The 23,934-nt window shown below is 40.5% G+C and carries 10 protein-coding genes; 8 read left to right on the plus strand and 2 right to left on the minus strand.

Annotation, left to right across the window (positions count from 1 at the left end):
• Positions 1 to 18: 18 nt before the first annotated feature.
• Complete coding sequence (locus tag BSAG_RS17705; protein ID WP_004315619.1) at positions 19 to 3,150, minus strand: SusC/RagA family TonB-linked outer membrane protein; 3,132 nt, start codon at positions 3,148 to 3,150, stop codon at positions 19 to 21.
• Positions 3,151 to 3,660: 510 nt separating this feature from the next.
• On the minus strand, positions 3,661 to 4,839 hold the full coding sequence (locus BSAG_RS17700) for a tyrosine-type recombinase/integrase (RefSeq protein ID WP_008771100.1): 1,179 nt from the start codon (positions 4,837 to 4,839) through the stop codon (positions 3,661 to 3,663).
• Between the two features lie 399 nt (positions 4,840 to 5,238).
• On the opposite strand from BSAG_RS17700, the gene BSAG_RS17695 reads away from it, so the two are divergent.
• The 8 genes from BSAG_RS17695 to BSAG_RS17660 all read left to right on the plus strand — a co-directional run bounded on the left by BSAG_RS17695 (position 5,239) and on the right by BSAG_RS17660 (position 23,829).
• Positions 5,239 to 6,252, plus strand: a complete 1,014-nt coding sequence (locus BSAG_RS17695) for a fimbrillin family protein (protein ID WP_157442943.1) — start codon at positions 5,239 to 5,241, stop codon at positions 6,250 to 6,252.
• A 54-nt stretch (positions 6,253 to 6,306) separates the two neighbouring features.
• Complete coding sequence (locus BSAG_RS17690; RefSeq protein WP_004312581.1) at positions 6,307 to 7,932, plus strand: fimbrillin family protein; 1,626 nt, start codon at positions 6,307 to 6,309, stop codon at positions 7,930 to 7,932.
• A 60-nt stretch (positions 7,933 to 7,992) separates the two neighbouring features.
• Positions 7,993 to 11,172 carry a SusC/RagA family TonB-linked outer membrane protein gene (locus BSAG_RS17685; RefSeq protein ID WP_004312580.1) on the plus strand — a complete coding sequence of 1,060 codons (3,180 nt, stop codon included), beginning with the start codon at positions 7,993 to 7,995 and terminating at the stop codon, positions 11,170 to 11,172.
• A gap of 21 nt (positions 11,173 to 11,193) precedes the next feature.
• Positions 11,194 to 13,206, plus strand: coding sequence for a RagB/SusD family nutrient uptake outer membrane protein (locus BSAG_RS17680; RefSeq protein ID WP_004312579.1), 2,013 nt, complete (start codon positions 11,194 to 11,196; stop codon positions 13,204 to 13,206).
• Positions 13,207 to 13,253: 47 nt separating this feature from the next.
• Positions 13,254 to 16,304, plus strand: coding sequence for a SusC/RagA family TonB-linked outer membrane protein (locus tag BSAG_RS17675; RefSeq protein ID WP_008771101.1), 3,051 nt, complete (start codon positions 13,254 to 13,256; stop codon positions 16,302 to 16,304).
• A gap of 21 nt (positions 16,305 to 16,325) precedes the next feature.
• A complete protein-coding gene (locus BSAG_RS17670; RefSeq protein ID WP_004312577.1) occupies positions 16,326 to 18,047 on the plus strand; it encodes a RagB/SusD family nutrient uptake outer membrane protein in 1,722 nt (573 codons plus the stop codon).
• 77 nt (positions 18,048 to 18,124) lie between these two features.
• On the plus strand, positions 18,125 to 20,260 hold the full coding sequence (locus BSAG_RS17665; protein WP_004312576.1) for a hypothetical protein: 2,136 nt from the start codon (positions 18,125 to 18,127) through the stop codon (positions 20,258 to 20,260).
• A 170-nt stretch (positions 20,261 to 20,430) separates the two neighbouring features.
• Entirely contained in the window at positions 20,431 to 23,829 is a 3,399-nt protein-coding gene (locus tag BSAG_RS17660) for a DUF6250 domain-containing protein (protein ID WP_004312575.1), read from the plus strand.
• The last annotated feature ends 105 nt before the right edge of the window (positions 23,830 to 23,934 follow it).

The following is a 23,934-nucleotide window of genomic DNA, read 5'->3' on the forward strand; positions in this document are numbered from 1 at the left end:
TTTACTTTAATTTGTTGATTAGAATCCGATGTTGACACCTATTACAAAACTCTTCAAAGTGGTAGGTGAACCAAATGTCTTGGTATTATTGTCATAGTTTACCAAGTCTGTATCTAAAAAGTCACATGCCTTATAGATATTGAATGGGTTCATGGCTTGAACATATAGCTTCAGATTATTGATACCCAACTTCTTTAATTGTTGCGGGGTAAAATTATAGCCCAATGAAATATTACGTACTTTAATGTACGATCCATCTTGATAGTTCATTGCACTGTTGAAAGCATCGGCTCCTTCGCCGTTGGAGCCGGGTGAATAGTATTTTGCATTTTCATTTGTACCAGCCACCCAATAGTCTACTTTACGTTGCATATAGCGACCGTCGAGCGTTACAGCTCCTTGCGGGACTGTGAATCCCCAGCGTGACAGAATAAAGAAGGAAAGCTCAAAATTCTTATAACTGAAAGTGTTGCTCCATCCACCTGTCCAGCGTGGACGTGTATGCCCTACAATTTGCTTGTCATCGTTAGCATCTATTGCACCATCATTATTTAAATCTTTTACTTTGATTTGTCCTGGCTTACGTCCGTATTTAGCAGCTTCTTCAGCTTCTTCCGTTTTCCATATTCCATCATATACCCAGTCGTAATAAACACCGATTTCTTCACCGACAAACCATTTGTTATTCACATCTTCAGTTCTGCCGTTAGATAATTCGTCAATTCGGTTTCTATCCATAGACCATGTTAAAGTAGTGCTCCAGGTAAAATCTTTGGTTTGTACTGGTATTGCATTTACTTGCAAATCAATACCATATCCGGATGTTTTACCCACATTGGCATACGTAGAAACATAACCCGTTAATGAAGGGATTGACATTTCTAATAATAAGTCATTGGTTTTTGTTTTGTATGCATCAATACTACCGGTGAGTCGGTTATTAAAGAAGCCATAGTCAATACCGACATTGTATTGTGTAGTTCGTTCCCAGCCTAAGGTTGGATTAGCCATTTTAGCAGGCTCTTTTTGTGAAGGATCGGAAGGTACATAACCTAAAGATGAATCACTTTGTCCCCAGTTATAGTATAAACCGGTGATGGCACCTTTGGTTGCGTATGCTTTGATAGCTGCATTGCCTGTGACACCCATACCTACACGAAGTTTCAACTGATTCAACCAACTGATGTCTTTCATGAAATCTTCCTGATCCATTCTCCATGCAATAGCTGCAGAGGGGAAACTTGCCCATTTGTGCCCTTCGGCTAATTGAGAGGCACCATCCCAACGCATAGATGCCGTTAACAAGTATTTATCTTTGTAACCATAGTTCAGTCGAACCATATAAGATGCCATCTGAGTTTCGGTTAGCCCAGTACCAAAGGAATTCAATGTACCGGCAGATCCCATATTATACCAAAGCTCATCCGACGAGGCTACATTGGTGGCTCTCATATCTCCCATCTCGTAATGATAGGCAGAAGCGGATTGCATCAATGTCATTCCTAGACTATGCTGACCTAGAGTTTTATTGTAATAGATCAGGTTATCCAATGTCCATGCACGCTTTTGTTCGTTCTTATATTGTGCACCGTTGTTACCATCTCCATTGATGCCATCAGCAGCGTTAGCAACTCCTAGAGTGTAAAATTGAAATTCGGGACCAAACTGAAGACGATAGGATAAACCTTCCAGTGGTTTCCAAATTTTTCCGAAATCAATCTGTGAGTACATGCTGGCAGAAGCACGGAAAGTACGGCGTTGATTGGTATTATAGTCTAATTCCCGGATGGGGTTGATGATATTTACGTCACCGCTTGGATAACGGACATATTCACCGTTTTCATCGTAAGGCACAGTCCATGGGATCATGCTTCTTAATGCACTATAGAAGTCACCGGAACCAGTTACGGATTTAGAGAAACTATATCCATAGTCTTGAGTAGAATATGATGCGTTAATTGAAGAACCCATTTTGAACCAATCAACAGGAGTTACGTCAAATGATGTCTTTAATGTATAACGTTCATAGGCTTGTCCTGGTTGTGTTCCTTTTTGATCTAGATAGCCGAATGAAGCATAACCTTGGAATTTGTCCGAACCTCCGGAGGCACTTAAGGTATGTTCGTGGGTGATACCCGTCTGTTTGCCGTGAGATGCCCAGTCGTAGGAGCCGACCTTTGAGGGATCATAATTGCCATTTGACCATGCTTGCTCGATATTCTTCCACGAAGCGCTTACACTGCCGAATGCTGCTTTATCTGCTTCAAAAGTTGGAGTGGCCGAAGCATAAGAACCCGCATTGTATTTGGCTAGGCGAGCATAATCCAGCCATTCTGTGGCGGACATCATTTCTGTGACATCATGTAATGTTTCAAAAGTAACAGTACCTGAATAGTTCAGGGTTACTTTTCCCTCTTTTCCTTTTTTAGTAGTTACGAGAATTACACCATTGGCACCACGTGAACCATAAATGGCTGTGGCCGAAGCATCTTTCAAAATGTCAATAGCTTCAATGTCGGAAGGATTGATGTTTTCAATACCTCCATTTTGAATTACCATACCATCTACGACATACAGTGGTCCTTGCTCTGCATTAATAGAGCGTTGCCCACGAATGTTAATGTTACCGACTTCTCCGGGACGTTGGCTAGATGTAATATCCACACCTGCTGTTTTGCCCTGCATTCCTTCCAATGCATTTCTTACAGGCATTGCTTTTAATTCTTTTTCTCCTACGCGGGCCATAGCGCCAGTTACATCGCTTTTCTTCTGTACACCGTAGCCCACAACTACTACTTCATCCAGTGTTTCAGTATCTTCTTGAAGAGTTATCTTGAAGTTAGTATTTCCTGCTACGGATACTTCTTGCTTTTTGTATCCTATATAAGTGATAGTGATTGTACCTTTGGTTGGTACATTGGAAAGAGAAAACTTGCCATTTAAATCAGTAATTGTACCATTAGTAGTACCATTAACCAACACACTGGCACCAATAACCGGTTCTCCGGTAAAATCTGTAACCGTACCCGAAATCGTTTTGTTTTGGGCATAGGATTCTACTATTAAAAAGGAGAACAAAGTGAGAAGAAATAGCCGTCGGATAGTATCCTTATAGGCATACAGGTGATTACCTTTTTTGTTGCTTTTCATACTTTAATTATTAAGTTATAAATATTGGTTTATAGATCCTTTATTGTTGATTTATCTTTTTATCCTCTAATGAAGACTCTTTGTTTCTTTTTATATTTTATATGGATATTCCTGTAACGTAGTACTTTATAGAGGTTTAGTTGTATAATATATTGTATGGTATTTCTATATTTACATAGCATATTTATTATAGAGTTAAACAAAAGTTAGATTCTCTTTTTAAACATAACTGCCTGCACATCAGACGACTACATATAGCTAGCAATCAATTGAGGATAAGATTTGAACAATTAGTACCATTAATTTCTTTTTTACCTATTATGAGTTATCCGGCATGCGAATCTTTCTTCGTTCCACTATAGTTATCTTTGCGTTTGACTATAGTTATCCGCAAGGGTAACTATAGTATACTTTGCGGATAACTATAGTGGAACGAAAAAAGAATAGCGATCGGAATGAAATCGATTAGCAAAAGAAGGAAATAAAAATAGCAGTGAAAAACTATCTATACTATAGCAATTGGTCAAGTACGGCACGGAACACCTTATCGGCATGTTCTTGCATAATCTTAATATAATTAAAGATAGGACGGTTATTTTTCATACTGTGTCCGATACAGTATTCTATTTTTTCAATTTGAATGCCTAAATCATATCCGTGTTGTGCAAATGTCTTTCGGGCGGAATAGTAAGTAACCTTTTTCTTTACCCCTGAAAGTTCTGTTACCTTATTTATATGTCGGAAGACTAAACTATATATTTGTTTATAAGATGAATATTTACCAAATTGCAAATGCCCATTTCTCGACATATATTTATCTATAAGCACTTTTGCTTCAGGCTGCAAAGTAAATACAATTTCATTTTCTCCCTTCTTGCTATTGCGTGTTTTGTGACGCACATAACGCATATCGTTCTTATTTTTAAAATCATATGCTAATAAATCTCTCAGGTTGATACCGCCTAAATAATAAGAAAGCATAAAAATATCTCTCACCATGGATAAAGAAGACTTTAAAAGCCGGACATCACGTATTCTCTTCAGTTCATCTATTGACAAATCAAGTTCTCGCACATTACTTGTCGGCATCTTAAAGAGGACAAAAGGATGAATGGAGTAAGATACATAATTCATCTTACCGGCATAATTTACTATCACCTTTATTAAAGTCAGATATATTCTGATAGTTGTATCTGCCAGATTCTCCTCGTGAAGAACTTTGGCAAATCCTTGGATATGTATAGGTGTCAATTGAATTAAAGGAAAATCCCCTTTCATATATTTGACTAATCTTTCGGAAGCTATCTTATAAAGTTTATAAGATTTCTCCCGCTCTTCTCCTTTCATGAAATTCATGTATTCTTTTGCAACAGCTTGAAAGGTTATACCTTTTTTCTTTTGTTCATAAGTAATTATACGTATAAGTTCGGTACATGAAATTGCTGGTAAATAGCTGATCGATGTAACAATTTCTTCATACTCATTGATTAGTTTCCGAAGACAGGCATTCATATTCGCTGCATTCTCATGCCTTACTACTCGACCATTTTTTAGTTGATTGGCAGAATCCAAAGTAAATTGGGTAGGTATATATCTGGTTTGAGAATGATGTGCTACGGCTATCCTTATTCGATGTCTGCCATTTGATAATTTTTTAGTTGGAACAACTACAATTGAAAAATTCGCCATATCATTTTTAGGTTTATAAATTACTATTTCCCATACAATAAAATAGAAACAAAAAGGTTCATAGTCATTAGGTACTAATCGAAAATCGCTCCTACAGCATGGAATATCGTGCAAAAGACGGTATTTTCCATGCATTTGTACGATTCTGCATTGCTATATCTTGATTAAGTCGTTATGTTTGCAACACTTTTTCACAGGTAGAGTGTGAAAAATTGCTTTTAAAAAGAGAATCTAACTTTTGTTTAACTTAACAGATGTACCTAATAGATATGGAAAACAATAAAAAAAATGCTTCATTTATTTCAATTGCTGGTTGGAAAAGAATGCAGCCATTGTCTTTTTTACTTTACGACGATTTTACTAATCAACAAAAATATGTTTAACTTTAAAAAACATGGTATGAAAAAAAACTATGTCACAACTGCTGTTGCCTTACTACTTTTAGCAGGATGTAGCAACGATATTAAAGAAACTGATATTCAGTTTACCGGTGATACGGGAGCGAAAGTTTCTTTTAGTGCAGTAATAAACAATCATGAGGCTAGCAATCTTGTTACAAGAGCTACGGAAACAAACTGGGAGGCAGAAGACTCGGTAGGAATCACTTGTGGTACGGAACAAGTGAATATTCATTACAAATACAAGGGCAATGGTCTTTTTGCAGCAAAAGGAGGAAATGCAGAAGAAATTTGGGTATTAGGTTCCGGAGAGTATGATGTAGTGGCATACGCTCCATTTTCTGGTACATCAGGTGAAGAACAACCTGTATTGGAAGTGACTACAGCTAGTGAAAATCAAGCTACAGCAGAAGAACGTGCGAAGATAGATTTTCTTTTTGCCAAAGGGAAGGCTACATCACAAACCCCGAACGTGACATTAGCATTCAATCATGTGATGAGTCGTATTAGATTGGAGTTTCAAGCTGGCGAAGGTGTGGACTTGGCAGATATAACTTGTTATCTTATTGGGCTTAAGAATAATGGTACATTTAATCCTAAAACAGGGGAGACAACAGTCAGTGAAGACCCTGTTACGGATAAAGATGATATTTATTGGGATAAAATAGGAGAGCAGGATAATTATACAGTACAAGCTATTTTACTGCCACAGAAGGTGCAAGGCAAAGTAACTATCCAAGCTAGAATGAACGGTTATCTTTATGAAGCCGAGTTTGCTAACTTGACAGAATTGAAATCAGGATTTTCTTATAATTACATCATCAAGACAAATAAATACGAGGACAATAATTATGTGTTGACAATTACAGAACAAACGCAAATAATAGGATGGGAGGATGAAAACCACGATCCTATAACATCCGACCCGAGTATAGCTGAAACTGGAACAGAGATAACCAATCCTAGTTGGAATATTACAGAAGAAACCGTAACTCCACAGCCTGTTGTGAAGTGATCTGTTTACCAATCTAATATAGATAAAAATGCTAAAAATATAAACATGAGATTTATGAAAATATATAATTATATATCAATGCTTTTTCTGGCTGGCGCAGCCGTAGTTGCGTCTTGCTCGCAAAATGAAGAACTGACCGGAGAAACCCCGGATTCTTTGCAGGGATTTCAGATTAGTGTGTCTGATGAAGGATTTATGGACGAAAGTGGTAAGACACGTGCTACAGAGAATGGATATACTACCCGATTTTCTAACGGAGATGCTATCGGTATATTTGCGGTAAGAGGAGAAACGGTGGTAGAGGATATCAAGAATCGGAAATTCACACTGACAGATGGCTATTGGGAATTGACTGATGGAGGGGATCCTATTGAATACAAAGGTTCACAATTTCAGCGGATGACTTTTTATGCATACTATCCGTATAATGCGAATGTGACTTTTGATCCGACGAAGGTGGATCCTTTTGAAACATACGTCAACAATTGGAAAATAGGCAGTGAACAAAATGAAGGAAATTATACACAATATGATTTGATGACCAGTACGGGTAGTGTTCAGGGGGATCGTTTGAAAGGGCAGATCGCTTTTACTATGCAACATCGGATGGCTCTTGCGGTAGTAAAGATGCCTAATTTGACCTATAGCTTTACAAATGGCGGTATAGATGATTATCTGTTACCTTTGGCTGCCGGTTCGTTTACAGTGAACAATACTCAAGCAACTCCTTATTATCAGGAAAGTACGGATACATACCGCTTTTTGGTTAACCCGAATAAGGAATTCTCCATAAAGGGTACTTATACAGGAGTAAGTGAAATGGAATACGAAGCTAAAGGTACTTTGGAAGGAGGAACAGCGAAGATGTATACCATCGAAGATAAGAGTAAGATTAACCATACTTTGCAGGTAGGGGATTATTTTTGTGCGGACGGAAAAATAGTTTCTGTAGATGCGGAGGCGGTGCCGGAGAATGTGATTGGTATTGTTTGTTATGTGGGTAATTCACAGCCCAGTGTAACACATCCCGAACTTTATTCTGCTGAGATTGATGCTTTGCGTCGTGACTTCCCCGCTTGTACGCATGGGATAGTATTATCTACAAAGAACTCATTGGTAAAAGATGATGAACAAAACGATATTGCCTTGCAAATGTTTCATTCTAGTAAGGCTGGTTATTACTCAGATTGGTTTAATTCAGATGAAGATTGGAAGGATAAGTTTGTAGGTTGTAACACCGAGAGGGATGTTAACAAAAATGATGCATCAAAGGTTTTTCCCGCATTGATGGGGTATAATAACACAAAAATACTTACTATGTGTTACGAAGGAATGGGTAGTACATCTACTTGTGATTATGTTTATGACTATATCATGGCTTATCGTAAAGCAGAAGCCGTTCCTTCTGGTGTAACTCCTTGGTATCTACCTTCTGTGATGTGCTGGGATCAGGTTGCCAAGAATATGAGTGGTATTAATAGTAGTCTTCAGAAAGTAAATGGTGATAAGATGGTTACTTCTGATCTACCTGTAAATAACAAGGCTGCTGGGCACTATTGGAGTAGTACACAGCGTTCTGCAGTCAATCAATGGACACATAGCATGGGAAATGGAAGCTTTCACGTCACTTGTGAACGTGCTTCATGCGCCGGCTATTTCCGTATGATGCTCGCATTCTAAAATAAACATGACGGTATATAAAGTCCGTCAACTATACTTATATCATGAACATATACATATATGAATAAGAAAAACTTTATAAAGGGGACAACCTTACCTGTCGCTCTGTTTTTCACTATAGCAACTTTTGCACCTGCATGGGGATTGCAAACAGCTTCGGCAGCCATCGAAGTTGTACAGCAGCAAAGTACTATAAAAGGAACAGTAGTAGATAGCCAAGGCGAACCGATAATTGGAGCAAGTGTACTTGCGGAAGGAACATCTAACGGTACAATTACCGACATTGACGGTGTATTTAGAATAAATGTACGTCCCGGTACTAAACTGAAAGTATCTTTTATAGGTTATACTGATAAAACAGTTGTAGCAAAAAATGATATGAAAATCATCCTAGTAGAGGATGTGACTGCTCTTGAAGAGGTGGAGATTGTAGCTTATGGCACGCAGAAGAAAGTGACTATGACAGGAGCTATCGCCAGTGTGAAGGGAGAAGAATTGACCCGTGTATCTGTAGGTTCGGTTTCCAATGTATTAGGAGGGCAGATGACAGGTTTGACTACCGTACAATATTCCGGTGAGCCGGGAGCGGATGCCGCTGAAATTTTTATTCGTGGTAAAGCTACTTGGGAAAATTCTTCACCGTTAATTCAGGTAGACGGTGTGGATCGTGAAAGTATGAGTGATATCGACCCGAATGAAATTGAATCCATTTCTATCTTGAAAGATGCTTCGGCAACAGCCGTATTTGGTATTCGTGGAGCAAACGGGGTCATTTTGATTACAACTAAACGAGGAAAGGAAGGAAAGGCGAAAATTTCGTTTACTACTTCTGCTTCTGTATTGATGCCTACAAAAATGGTAGAACAGGCAAGTTCCTATGACTATGCCCGTTTTCATAATCAAATGATGTCCGGTGATGGCAAATCTGCCTTATTTAGTGATGGAGTGATTCAAAAATTTGCAGATGGTTCCGATCCTATTCGTTTCCCAAATATACAATGGGCTGACTATATTATGAAAAGCTCTACGCTTCAGAGCCAGCATAATCTGAACATCTCGGGAGGAACAGATAAAGTACGTTATTTCATCTCTGCAGGTGCTTATACGCAAGGAGGACTTTTTAGTGAGTTTGATCTTCCTTATAATTTAAGCTATCAGTACCGTCGGTTTAACTATCGTACAAACTTGGATATGGATGTCACTAAAACGACTACTTTGTCATTCAATATTAGTGGTAATGTGAATAATTCAGATCAACCGCGTACGAGTCAGGGATCTTCCGGATTGATTAAAAATATGTATTATGCTACTCCTTTCTCCAGTCCGGGAATCATAGACGGAAAATTAGTAAATTCGAGCGATGAGACTTATTCGGACGGGCTGAAATTACCATTTACTGGAGGTACAGGTATGGGATATTATGGAAATGGATTCAGCCAAACCAGCAACAATTCGCTGAATGTGGATGTGATTCTGGATCAAAAAATGGACTTTTTGACTAAAGGGCTTTCTTTTAAAGTGAAAGGATCTTATAACAGCTCATTTACAGTTAATAAAGTAGGTTCTGGTGGGTCTATTGCTACATACACTCCTGTATTGATGGATGACGGTAGTATTGCTTATCGTAAGTTTGGAGAGAATACAGATGTGAAGTATTCGTATACTACAGGCAAAGCGCGTAATTGGTATATGGAAGCTAGCTTTAATTATAATCGTACTTTTGGTGATCATACAGTGACAGCTTTATTCTTATATAATCAACAGAAAGAATATTATCCGAAAGTATATTCGGACATTCCTCATGGATATGTCGGATTAGTCGGACGTGTCACTTATGATTGGAAGAGCCGCTATATGGCAGAGTTTAATGTGGGGTATAACGGTTCGGAAAACTTTGCGTCCGATTTGCGCTTTTCTTATTTCCCGGCTGGTTCTATAGGTTGGGTGATGAGTGAAGAGAAGTTTTTCCGTCCTTTGAAGTCGGTGGTTAGCTTTTTGAAATTACGTGCCAGTGTCGGTTTAGTAGGTAACGATAATATTGGGGGATCGCGATTTATGTATATGGCTGATCCATATAATGTCGGTTTAGGTGATTTGGCGAATCGTGTAACAGCAAGTGGAGGAGCGACTAACGCTTGGGGATATGGATTCGGTACAGATAATGGTACTGTTAGTCTAGGGGCACGTGAGGTAGCTAAGAATAATGCTGCTGTGACATGGGAAAAAGCTCTGAAACGGAACTATGGTGTTGATATTAACTTCCTTGATGACCGTCTGAAAACAACCTTTGAATATTATAAAGAACGTCGTAATGACATCCTTTTGCGTGACGGTACAGCTCCGGGAATGTTAGGGTTCATTACTCCCTATTCAAATTTAGGAAGTGTAGACAGTTGGGGCTGGGAACTTTCTTTAAAATGGAACGATAAGATTGGCGATAATTTCCGTTATTGGGCGGGTATTAACCTTTCTTATAATCAGAATGAGATTCTTGAAAAGAAGGAAGCCCCGCAGAATAATTTATATCAATATCAGAAGGGACACCGTATCGGTTCGCGTAGTCAATATGTTTTCTGGCGCTTCTATGATGAGGATACACCTGCGCTATATGAGCAGACATTTAATCGTCCGTTCCCCACTCACGAGAGTATTCTTCAAAATGGAGATGCAGTATATGTTGACTTGAATGGTGACCGTAAGATTGATGCAAATGATGCAAGTTATGACTATGGCTTTACAGACGATCCTGAATATATGCTAGGTATTAATTTAGGATTCAGTTGGAAGAATTTGGAAATAAGTACTCAATGGACAGGGGCCTGGAATGTAAGTCGTATGATTTCGGATGTATTTCGTCAACCGTTTTATTCATCTTCCAATAGCGAGCAGGGAGGATTGTTGGCATACCATTTAGATCATACATGGACACCGGAAAATCCGTCACAATCTTCGGAGTATCCGAGAGCTACCATTGATAATGCAAAGAATAATTATGCTACTTCCACTTTATATGAGAAAGATGCCAAATACTTGCGTTTGAAAACTCTTCAGGTGGCATACAATTTTCACTTCCCATTAATGAAGAAACTTGGACTGAATACATGTCAGTTGGCTTTTGCAGGATATAATTTGTGGACTATTACACCTTATTTGTGGGGTGATCCGGAGGCAAGAGCTACTAATGCACCTTCTTATCCATTGTCCAAGACTTATACGTTGAGCTTGAAATTAGGATTCTAAAATAGATAAAGGAAAGATACAATGAAATTACAAAATAAATGGTTCATCGGTGCAATGTTGGGAGCGGCGGTTTGTTTGGTTTCCACTTCATGTGTGGACGAAATTAAATTCGGAAACTCTTTTTTGGATAAGGCACCGGGCGGAAATGCTACTATTGACACAGTGTTCAATAGTGCGGAATATACGCGCCAATTTTTGAATACCTGTTACAGTAGACAGTATTACGGATTACCTTATAATACGGATAGTAACGGTAATATTCCTGATTCTTCCAGTCCTTATTTAGGAAAGAAGGATGCGCTAACAGACTGCTGGTCACTTTATTTTAGTGATGCGACTGTATATCAGCAGTATTATTTGGGTTCTCTCAATGCCAACTATGGCACGCGTGGTAATATTTTCCCATATACACGGGAAATGGTATGGGAAGTAGTGCGTTGGTGCTGGTTGCTAATGGAAAATATAGATAGAGTGCCGGGTATGGATAATGCTGAAAAAACTCAGTTGGTGGCAGAAGCTAAATGCTTGATTGCGGCGCGCTATTTTGATATGTTCCGTCATTATGGAGGTCTTCCATTGTTATATGCTTCATTCACTGGTACGGAGTCAGGTTATGAAATACCCCGTGCTACGGTAGAGGAGACTGTTAACTACATGATAAAGATGTTGGATGATGCTATCAATTCCGGCGGATTGGTGTGGGCTTATGCTGATGCCGATCTTGCTAGCAAGGCCGGACACTGGACAAAGGCCGGTGCGATGGCATTGAAATGCAAAATCTGGCAATTTGCCGCTTCTCCGTTATTTAACGATGTCAACGGATATGCAGGAGGAAACTCAGAGGCTGAACAGCAACGTCTGGTATGGTACGGCGGCTATCATGCGGAACTTTGGGATAACTGTTTGAAGGCTTGTGAAGCATTCTTTAAAGAGCTGGAGAGTCAAGGCGGGTATAGCCTGAATAAGGCTTCGGAAGAAACACCGGAACAGTATCGTCAGGCATATCGTATGGGGTATATTCGTCAGAACAGCAAGGAAGTCTTACATTCTGTTCGCACGAATATGTCGGACGCTTTCAATTCAAGTTCTTATATGTGGCATTCTTGGGCTGTTCCGTCACTTTGCCGTACTGAATATCCGCCTACACAGGAATATGTGGAGATGTTCCCATGGGCCGACGGCACTCCGTTTGACTGGAAAAAGGCGGAAACAGAAGGTAAGTTGGATGAAATGTTCTTGACCGGAACATTTAAAAATGGAGAACAACTATTGTCGGAAATCGTATTAACCCGTGACCCTCGTCTGTATGAGCATTGCATGGTGAATGGACTACCGAAGATGTTAGACTGGAGTGCCGGAACGATGTCCGGTTTACCTTATGAATTGTGGGTCGGAGGATACGATGAAGGACAAAATGCGGCACTTGAATCTGGTAACTATGCGACCGGTTATAAAAATATGAAATATTATTTGGGAACTGAGTACCAACGTCAGTATACGCACTGGGTTTATCTTCGCTTGTCTGATATTTATTTGACTTATGCGGAGGCTTTGCTTCAAGCTAAGAACGATCACCGGGGGGCTATTAACCAAATGAATATAGTACGTGCCCGCGTGGGATTGAAAAAAGATTTGGCGGAGTGTGTTACAGATAAGAATTTACTTTCTGACAAAGCTGCCTTATTGGAAGAATTGCTGTGTGAACGTGTTCGGGAATTGGGGCTTGAAGATAGCCGTTACTTTGATCTTGTCCGTTACAAACGTGCCGATCGTTTCGAGAAACGTCTGCATGGATTACTTGCCTATCGTTTGGATGATACCGGTAATCGCATGACAGGTAATACAAAATGGAATGAAGGAGATAAGAACAAAGGAGCATTGCAACCTACTCGATTTGAATATGAAAGGTTTGAATTATCTAAACCGGTTCGTCGTTGGTGGACATACGGATTTGATTCCAAATGGTATCTTTCTCCATTCCCGCAAACGGAAATTAACAAAGGGTATGGATTGATTCAGAATCCGGGTTGGTAATGTGAGACAACGAAACAGATTAAAACAATACTTGAATATTGATTTATATGAGAAAAAATAAGATTCTGATACTGGCTTTACTAGTTTGTTTGAGCATTCCGGTCAGAGCGCAGAATACAGACAACAACATTATAGGTATTGTTGTTGATAAATCGGGAAACCCAGTCTATGGAGCGTCCGTTAATGTGGAAGGTGGCGCAGTGGAGACCCGGGTTGAAACTGATAAAGATGGTAAATTCGAGATTGCGGTCGAGAAGGGACAACGCTTGAGTGTCTTTTCTGCCGACAAAGGCTCTACCACAGTTGTGGTAAAGGCTGATGGTCCGATGACTATTGTGATGGGATATGCAGCTCAGACTATTGATGTGGGAGCTAACCGGACATTCAATCGTCATGAATCAACAGCAGCTGTTTCTACCACCTATAATGAAGAGTTTAATAAGCGGTCTTCCCGGAATATATCCAATTCTTTATATGGATATGGATTGGGTCTTACTACTTTGCAGAATGCAGCTAGTACAGGTTTAATGGCAGATCCTACCTTTTATGTACGTGGTTTGCAGAGCTTGTCAAGTAGTACACCGCTTGTGCTGGTTGACGGTTTGGAACGAGACATGAGCTTGGTGAGTCCGGAAGAAGTAGAATCCGTTTCCATCCTGAAAGATGCTGCGGCTGTGGCATTGTACGGATACAAAGGAGTGAACGGTGCGATCTTGATTACGACGAAGCGTGGTAAGTACAAAACAAAAGAGATAACGTTTACGTATGATCACATCATTAACACTCAGTCTCGACGTCCGGAATTTGTAGATGCGGCTACGTATGCTTCTGCTGTGAATGAAGCGCGTGGATATGAAGGTTTGGGAGCTCGATATACTCCGGAAGAAGTCGACGCTTTCCGTAATGGAGTAGGCAGTGGAGGAGCTTCCCGTATGTACCCTTATCTCTATCCTAATGTGAACTGGATTGATGAAACCTTTAAAGACAGAGGAGTTTCTAATAAATACACGATCGAATTCCGTGGAGGAGGAACAAAGTTCCGCTACTATACTATGGCGAATTTATTAACAGACAAAGGGTTTATCAAGACCCCGAATGCAAATGACGGATATTCTACACAGAATATGTATTCACGTGCTAATTTGCGTACAAATCTGGATATTGATTTAACGGGCACTACCAAATTGAAGTTAAATCTTCTCGGAACATTATCCGAATCTCGGATTCCGGGGGCTTCGGTTAACTTATGGGATATGATTTATTCGATTCCTTCTGCAGCTTTTCCGGTTCGTACGGAAGATGGCAGTTGGGGAGGAAGTACTACTTGGGCGGGCACGTCGAATCCTGTCGCACAATCGCAGGGAGCTGCTTATTCTAAAGGACACTCTCGCAGTTTGTTTACCGACCTTACCTTATCACAAGATTTGTCTGGTTTGCTGAAAGGATTGGGAGCTAACTTTCGTTTAGCTTATGATAACTATTCCAATATTTTAGAAGACCATAGCAAGACTTATACGTATGCCGGTTATGCAACAAGCTGGACAACTAACGGGCCGTTTTATACTGCCATTTCAGGTGGCGAATCCAGTGAAATGGGTTCGGGTGCGGGTATTGACAATTGGGCTCGTCAATTTAATTTTGCAGGTAGTGTAGATTATAATCGTTCATTCCAAAAGTGGGATGTGTATTCTCAATTGAAATGGGATTATGAATATCGTGATTCATACGGTCTGAACACTACTATTTATCGGCAAAATGTTTCTTGGTACAATCATGTAGGTTTCTCTAATCGCTATTATTTGGATCTGGCATTGGTTGGCTCGGCTTCCAGTTTATTGGCACCGGGACATAAATGGGCTTTTTCTCCTACCATTTCTGCTGCTTGGGTACTTTCGGAAGAAAAATGGTTGAAAGATGTGTCTTGGGTGAACTTCTTGAAATTGCGAGCTTCGTTTGGAGTGATCAATGTTGATTATCTGCCTAAAGACGGAAGTACTACCGTATATGACTATTGGGACCAGATTTATACGACTACCGGTACGCAATATAAGTTTAACAGTAGTTACGACTCTGAATTCGGAAGTACTATTATCGGTCGCTTGGCAACTGCTAATTCGACACATGAGAAAGCGTATAAATATAATGTTGGTGTTGATGCTATGTTGTTCAATGGATTGAATGTGACGGCAGAAGGCTATTATCAACGGAGAAAAGATATTTGGGTTTCTTCCGAGGGTAAATATACCGATGTACTGGGAGTTGATGCTCCGTTCGAGAATGCCGGAATCGTTGATAGCTATGGTATGGAACTAGGACTTAACTATACGAAAAGGTTAGGAGATGTAGTGTTTAATCTTGGCGGTAATTTTGCTTGGAATAAGAATGAAATTAAGGAACAACTGGAAGAACCGCGTTTGTATAAGAATCTTGTGCAAACAGGAAATCGGTTGGGCCAAGTATATGGAATGGTAGCTGAAGGTTTCTTCAAAGATAAAGAAGATATAGCAAACAGCCTTACACAAAACTTTACTACGGTAGTGCCGGGAGACATAAAATATAAAGATGTGAATGGAGACGGAATCATTGATGCTAATGACAAAACTGCTATTGGTTATAGTACGACAGCTCCGGAAATTTATTATTCTTTCCATTTGGGAGCCGAATGGAAAGGGATTGGGGTAGATGTAATGTTTCAGGGAACAGGTAACTATTCTGCTTTATTGAATACGAAGAGTATGTTTTGGCCATTGATAAATAATACGACACTTTCTACTCATTATTATGAGAATCGTTGGACACCGGAAAATCAAAATGCCAAATATCCTCGTTTGAGTTCACAGAGTAATGCCAATAACTATCAGGCTAATACGGTTTGGTTGGCAGACCGGTCATTCTTGAAGTTGCGTAATGCGGAGGTGTATTACAGATTCCCGAAAGAATTGATGAAGAAGACTAAGATATTGGGGAGTGCCAAGTTATATGTTAGAGGAACAGATTTGTTCTGTTCAGATCACATTGATGTGGCAGATCCGGAATGTTATGGTGTAGCGACTCCGCTGAATAAGAGTGTAGTAGTCGGTGTTACGATTGGTTTTTAATCATAAAAACAAAGCGAAAGAATGAAACTGAAAAACATTATCTACGGAATGATGTGTGTAGTCACACTCGGTTCCTGCTCAGATAAGATGGAATATCATGAGTACAATAACTATGATGAGGATTTTGTGAAGCTCAACTTCGGTAATGTGGGAGGGCTGATAACAAATATCTATTTGTCCATGGATGTGGACTTTGGAAACTATAGCGGGGCAATTCTTGGTTCTGCTACTGATGAGGCTGAATATGCTTATTCGGGAAATCAGATTGAAGACTTTTACAATGGTTCTTGGAGTCCGTCAAATGCTAAAAGTAGTATGTGGACGTCCTGTTATGAAGGGATAGCCAATTGTAATTTATATCTGGAGAAGTTTACCGGACTGACATTTCCCGAGTTGGCTTTGAACAGTGATTATGCACAACAAATGTTCCGTTATACCAATTACCAGTATGAGGTGCGTTTCCTTCGTGCATATTTCTACTTTAACTTGGTACGGCAATATGGAGATGTGCCGTTTAGCGACCATATATTAACAGCCGAAGAATCGAATACATTGTCGCGCAGACCGGCACAGGAGATTTTTGATTATATCATAGCCGAATGTGATGATATAAAGGATAAGATTATTGTCGATTACAGTAAACTGGGAGATATGGCATTGCCTAGTAGTCCGGCGGAAACAGGACGTGCCAACCGTAAAACGGTATTGGCCTTGAAAGCTCGTGCTGCGTTATATGCGGCAAGTCCTTTGTTTAACCCGACTGATAATAAAGATCTGTGGTATCGTGCAGCTAAAGCCAATAAGGAAATTTTAGATGACAGTAATGGATTTGCTGAAAAGGCAAAACTCTTAGTGGAGGATTATTCATCACTTTGGAGTAAGGATAATTACAATGACGCTACTAGTGAATTGATTTTTCTCCGTCGTGCCACTACTACCACTAATTCTTTTGAGGGATATAACTTCCCGGTAGGGTTGGAAAATTGTAAAGGTGGAAACTGTCCCACACAGACACTGGTGGATGCGTATGAGATGAAGGATACAGGGTTGCGCCCGGACGAGTTGGATAACTACGATCCTACTAATCCTTATTATACCAACCGCGACCCTCGTTTCTATCTGACTATTGCCAAGAATGGAGACGAAAAATGGCCTAACTGGAATACTGTTCCTCTGCAAACCTATCAGGGCGGATTAAATGCGGAACCTTTGAGTGGCGGAACTCCGACAGGTTATTATCTGAAGAAGTATTGTCAGACGGCAGTAGATTTGCGTGCCGGTACAGCTTCAAAGACCTATCATTCATGGATTACGTTCCGTTTTGGAGAGTTCTATTTGAATTATGCGGAAGCTGTATATAAGTATCTGGGTAGTCCGTATGCAACGGACAGTGAATTTACAACTTCGGCTGTAGATGCTATCAAAGTAGTTCGTACACGTGCCGGAATGCCCGGATTCCCTCAAGGGATGACCAATGATGCTTTCTGGAAGAAATATCAGAATGAACGTATGGTAGAATTGGCTTTTGAAGGACATCGTTTTTGGGATGTACGTCGTTGGAAGGAGGGGGACAAACATTTCAAAAACATTGTTGAAATGAAAATTACGAAAAATGGGGATGATACTTATACGTATGAGCGTAAGGTAAAAGAAAGAAGTTGGGATGATAAGATGTATTTCTTCCCGATTCCTCAGAGTGAAAAATCGAAAAATCCTAATTTGGAGCAGAATCCGGGTTGGTAACTTAACCGGAATACTGATGAATAGAAATAGGATATTCTTGCATAGAACGGATGTTTATAGAATAAAAAACGAAAGAAATGAAGATACATTATATAATATTGGGGCTGTTTTATTTGCTGGCTATAGTTGCTTGCTCAGATAATGACCCCGTCGTTGAAGTGAACAATGGCAATCAAACAGAAGAATTGCCTCCTCTGCCGACCGAAGTCATAACGGGTAGCCGCGCCATGTGGGTGAGTTATGATCCTATTTCGGCTTCTGATCCCAATAACGCATCAGGGATTGCATCCGCATTGATTAGCTGGAGATTATTGAAGACCGATCCGTCTAATGTTGCTTTTGATATTTATAAATCAGTAGACGGTGAGACGGAAGTGAAATTGAATGAAGAACCTATTTCAAATACGACTTCCTGGGTGGATGCAGATATTGATGTATCAAAAACGAATGTATATCGGGTTACTCTTGCTAATCAGGCTGAAACGCTTTGCGATTATACATTTACTTCTGAAATGGCAGAAAAGTTTTATCATGAGATTAGATTAGACATGAATGTACCCGATGCATCGATTACATATTCTCCTGATGACATTCAGCTAGGTGACTTGGACGGTGACGGTGAATTAGAGATTGTGGTGAAGAGAGAACCATACGACGGAGCGAATATGGGAGTTTGGTTTAATGGTACTACTCTGTTGGAAGCATATAAAATGGACGGGACTTTCTTGTGGAGGATTGATTTGGGAATTAACATCCGTTCCGGATCACATTATACTTCTTATATCTTGTATGATTTTGATGGTGACGGTTTGTGTGAAATTGCTTTCCGTACTTCCGAAGGTACAAAGTTTGCCGATGGCAAGATTATCACTGACGCAAATGGGAAAGTGAATGATTATCGTAATCGTCAAACAGATGGTAAAGGTTGGTACTCCGGAGCGGCTATTGCGAGAGATCAGAATGACCCGTCTACAGCTACTACTTGCGGTTTGATAATGGAGGGTCCCGAATATATCTCTATTTGCAGGGGATATGACGGACGTGAAATAACTCGTATAGATAATATTCCACGTGGAGGAGAAGGATCGAAAGTATCACGTGCCAAGTATTGGAGTGAATATTGGGGAGATGATTTTGGCAATCGTATGGATCGCTTCTTTATCGGTGTTGCTTATTTGGATGGTATTCCTGATGAAACAACCGGAGCGCGAGTGGCTAATCCTAGTTTGATAATCAGTAGAGGTATTTATAAGAATTGGCAGGTTTGGGCACTTGACTTAAAAGGTAATGAATTGGTTCCACGTTGGAAGTTTGATACAGCAGATCATTCGTCTAAATGGTTAGGGATGTGTTCACACTGTTTCCGTGTTGCTGATTTGGACGGTGATGGAAGGGATGAGATTTTGTATGGTTCGGCAGCTATTGACGATAATGGAAGCGAGTTATGGTGTAGTGGAAATGGGCATGGAGATATATTGCATGTCGGAAAATTCATAAAAGACCGTTCCGGATTGCAGATTGTTGCTTCTTTTGAAGAGTCAAAAGATTATGAAGGTCAGGGAAATGGATATGCCTGTCAGGTGATGAATGCAAGAGATGGTAGTATGATTACCGGTCATGGACGAAATTTACCGGCAGATGCAAGTGATGTTGGGCGTTGTATAGTAGCGGATGTTGATCCGGATAGTCCGGATTTTGAATATTGGTCTTCTACACAAGAAGGTATGTTTAGTTGTAATGGTACCGGATTGGTTTCTACTACATATCCTACTGGAATTGGTAGCGGAGTGATGTATAATGTGGCTATTTATTGGAGTGGTCAGTCTACTAGGGAAATGTTAGACCGCGGTTGTATTGTGAGCTATAAAGCGAACCCTGATGTAAACAAGTCAAATAAGAATCGTCTGATATCTTTTGACCTTTATGGTAGTAATCAGGGAAATCATGCCTCAAAATATAATCCTTGTTATTATGGTGATTTTTTGGGTGATTACCGTGAAGAGGTTATTTTAGGCTCAAGTGATTATAAATCAATCTATATATTCTCAACGAATCATCCTACTACACACCGTCTGCCACACTTGATGACCGACCATAACTATGACATGTCTCAGGCTATGCAGAACATGGGATATAATCAGGGAACTAACCTGGGTTATTATGTAGGTGCCGAAACTTTGAAGTCATCCGAAACGGAAGAACCGAAAGAATAAGAAAAATCTTATTCTATTTAGTATAAGTTTATAAGGAAAGAACAATCCGGCTAACTGTCGGGTTGTTCTTTTTTTCATAGTTGAACGAATCGCCATATATATGGATAATATTCTATTTCTTAATTGAACGGCTCTCCCTACCTTTGTAAGGTGAGATAGCAAATATACATATGAAAAAACTCTTTATCCTTTTGTTCCTCTTCATCACTTTGGGAACAAACGCACAAAACAATAAAGTTTCCGGCCTCAACGCCCGCCAGTTTCATAAATATTGGAAGGTAGAGTCGGAATCTCCGGATTATAAAGTGACATTTCAGGGTGATACCGCTGAAATACTGTCTCCTAAAGGCCTTACCTTATGGAGGAAAGAAAAGATGAGCGGACGGGTAACCATTGAATATGATGCGTGTGTAGTTGTAGAAAAAGAAGGAGACCGCTTGAGTGACCTGAATTGCTTTTGGATGGCTTCGGACCCCAAACATCCTGATAATATATGGAAACGTGAGAAGTGGCGTAGCGGAATCTTTCTGAATTGTTATTCTTTGCAACTCTATTACATGGGATATGGTGGAAACTATAACTCTACTACACGCTTCCGTCGTTATGACGGCAATGAAGCAGGAATCACAGATCCCAAGGTACGTCCTGCCATACTGAAAGAATATACAGATACCGAACATTTGCTAAAAGCGAATCACTGGTATCACATTAAGATAACAAATGAAAATAATAGGGTTAGTTATTACATAGACGGCAAGAGACTGGTGGACTTCCGCGATGCCGAACCTCTGACAGAAGGATGGTTCGGCTTTCGCACCACCTTATCCCGTACCCGTATTACAAACTTCCGCTACGAATGTTTGCCATCCCAAACGTCTACTGTTCCTTTACATTGGATCGGCAATACTCCTGAACAAGACAAAGCTGTAAGCTTCGGAGTTCCTTTTGATGAAGGCTACCTATTTCCTGAAACTTCATTGCGACTAAAAACAGATAGAAATCAAGAGATTCCGATAGATACTTGGCCGTTGGCTTACTGGCCGGATGGTTCCGTGAAATGGAGCGGAGTTGCCGGAGTCATTCCTGCCGGAACAGAAAGACTGACATTAGAAAAAGCCCCCCGGAAAGCAAAAACTATCAATAAACAGCCTGATGCTTCTATTGCAATCACTGAAACGCCTGAAAATATTCAAATTGAAACAGGGGTAATTTCCGTATTTATTCCCCAACGCGGAGATTTCCTGATTGATAGTCTATTATATAAAGGAACTAAAGTAGGAGAGAAAGCGCGTCTGATTTGTAATACTCAAAGCGAGCCGATTCAAGAAAATACATCTCAAATATCTTTTACTCGTTACATAGGAGAAATAAAATCAGTAACCATAGAACGTCTGGGCTCTGTACGGGCACTTGTAAAGTTGGAAGGGATACATCGGAACAGGAATAAGGAGATTGATACGAATCACTCTGAAGAGGAAGGGAACTATGCGAATAACTCTGATATGAACAAATGGAATAACCGTGAGTGGCTTCCTTTTGTGGTACGTCTCTACTTTTATGGTTGCAGTGAACAGATCAAAATGGTACATAGTTTCGTCTATGACGGAGATCAGAAGAAAGATTTCATTCGTAGTTTAGGTATCCGTTTCGACGTTCCTATGCGTGAAGCTCTGTATAATCGTCATATTGCTTTCTCGTGTGCAGATGGAGGAGTGTGGAGCGAGCCGGTACAACCATTGGTAGGGCGTCGCATACTCACTTTAAATAAGACAGATAATAAGAAAAACAGTAATGAAAAGAAAGATGCACAACAGAAGTCAACAGATGAACCCTCCCTGCAACAACAGCAAATGGAAGGCAAACGTATTCCACCTTATGAATCTTTCGATGAAAAGAACCGCTCTCTGCTCGATAACTGGGCTTCATGGAATGATTACCGTCTGTCTCAACTCACTGCCGATGCTTTCTCCATTCGTAAACGTGCCAATAACGATAATCCCTGGATAGGAACCTTTTCCGGCACACGTAGCGATGGATATACTTTTGTTGGAGATATTACCGGAGGATTAGGACTTTGTATGCATGACTTTTGGCAGTCTTATCCCTCTTCTATTGAAATTTCAGACGCACGAACCCCGGTAGCTACCCTTACCGCCTGGTTGTGGAGCCCGGAGTCCGAACCTATGGATTTGCGGCATTATGATCGTATAGCTCATGACCTGAATGCCAGCTATGAAGATGTTCAGGAGGGCATGAATACGCCATACGGCATTGCCCGTACAACTACGTTTACACTGATCCCACAAAGTGGATATACCGGGAAAAAGGCTTTTGCTGATTATGCCAAACAATTTTCTAGCCCTAGTCTGTTACTGCCAACCCCGAATTATCTTCATGCCCGCCAAGCTTTCGGGATATGGAGTCTCCCTGACCGTACTACTCCATTCCGTACTCGTGTAGAAGACCGCTTGGATGCTTACATTGACTTCTATCAGAAAGCAATCGAACAAAACAAATGGTACGGTTTCTGGAATTATGGTGATGTGATGCACGCTTATGACCCCGTTCGTCATACCTGGCGTTACGATGTCGGAGGATTTGCCTGGGACAATACGGAACTGGCTTCTAATATGTGGCTATGGTATAATTTCCTGCGTACCGGGCGTATTGATATTTGGCGTATGGCAGAAGCTATGACGCGTCATACGGGTGAAGTGGATGTCTATCATATCGGTCCCAATGCCGGATTAGGCAGTCGGCATAATGTAAGTCATTGGGGATGCGGAGCAAAAGAAGCGCGAATCAGCCAGGCCGCCTGGAACCGTTTCTACTATTACCTTACTACGGACGAACGTTGCGGTGATTTAATGACTGAAGTGAAGGATGCCGACCACAAACTCTATGAACTGGACCCTATGCGCCTGGCCCAACCTCGCAGTGAATATCCTTGTACTGCTCCCGCCCGTTTGCGTATCGGCCCCGACTGGCTGGCTTATGCCGGTAATTGGATGACAGAATGGGAGCGCACAGGTAACACAACTTATCGTGATAAAATAATAGCAGGAATGAAAAGCATTGCCGCCCTGCCTAACCGCCTTTTTACCGGTCCCAAAGCTCTAGGATTTGATCCGTCAACAGGGATCATCACAACCGAATGTGACCCCAAACTGGAAACAACCAACCATTTAATGACGATCATGGGCGGATTTGAGATAGCCAATGAAATGATGCGTATGATTGATATACCCGAATGGAAAGACGCCTGGCTTGACCATGCTGCACGTTACAAGAAGAAAGCATGGGAGCTTAGCCATAGCCGTTTTCGTGTTTCCCGCCTGATGGCTTACGCAGCTTATCACTTGCGTAATACCCAAATGGCTGAAGAAGCCTGGAAAGATTTGTTTACCCGGTTGGAACATACACCTGCACCGCCTTTCCGCATCACTACCATACTTCCGCCGGAAGTACCGTCTCTATTAGATGAATGTACGAGCATCAGCACGAATGATGCTGCTCTTTGGAGCTTGGATGCTATTTATATGCAGGAAGTTATTCCAATAGATAACTGAACGAGTGTAAAGTAGCACTAGTTGCCTCCCAATCTATTAATAGCAAAGTTCTTCCGCATTAAGGGTAAACTTCCTTTCTTTTAATACCAAACTTACAATCAACTT

Source organism: Bacteroides sp. D1, assembly GCF_000157095.2.
In the GTDB taxonomy this organism is placed as follows: Bacteria; Bacteroidota; Bacteroidia; order Bacteroidales; family Bacteroidaceae; genus Bacteroides; species Bacteroides xylanisolvens.

Excerpts from the sequence above, each read along its gene's own strand:
- BSAG_RS17705 (WP_004315619.1), bottom strand. The coding sequence starts at position 3,150 with ATGAAAAGCAACAAAAAAGGTAATCACCTGTATGCCTATAAGGATACT.
- BSAG_RS17700 (WP_008771100.1), bottom strand. The coding sequence starts at position 4,839 with ATGGCGAATTTTTCAATTGTAGTTGTTCCAACTAAAAAATTATCAAAT.
- BSAG_RS17695 (WP_157442943.1), top strand. The coding sequence starts at position 5,239 with ATGAAAAAAAACTATGTCACAACTGCTGTTGCCTTACTACTTTTAGCA.
- BSAG_RS17690 (WP_004312581.1), top strand. The coding sequence starts at position 6,307 with ATGAAAATATATAATTATATATCAATGCTTTTTCTGGCTGGCGCAGCC.
- BSAG_RS17685 (WP_004312580.1), top strand. The coding sequence starts at position 7,993 with ATGAATAAGAAAAACTTTATAAAGGGGACAACCTTACCTGTCGCTCTG.
- BSAG_RS17680 (WP_004312579.1), top strand. The coding sequence starts at position 11,194 with ATGAAATTACAAAATAAATGGTTCATCGGTGCAATGTTGGGAGCGGCG.
- BSAG_RS17675 (WP_008771101.1), top strand. The coding sequence starts at position 13,254 with ATGAGAAAAAATAAGATTCTGATACTGGCTTTACTAGTTTGTTTGAGC.
- BSAG_RS17670 (WP_004312577.1), top strand. The coding sequence starts at position 16,326 with ATGAAACTGAAAAACATTATCTACGGAATGATGTGTGTAGTCACACTC.
- BSAG_RS17665 (WP_004312576.1), top strand. The coding sequence starts at position 18,125 with ATGAAGATACATTATATAATATTGGGGCTGTTTTATTTGCTGGCTATA.
- BSAG_RS17660 (WP_004312575.1), top strand. The coding sequence starts at position 20,431 with ATGAAAAAACTCTTTATCCTTTTGTTCCTCTTCATCACTTTGGGAACA.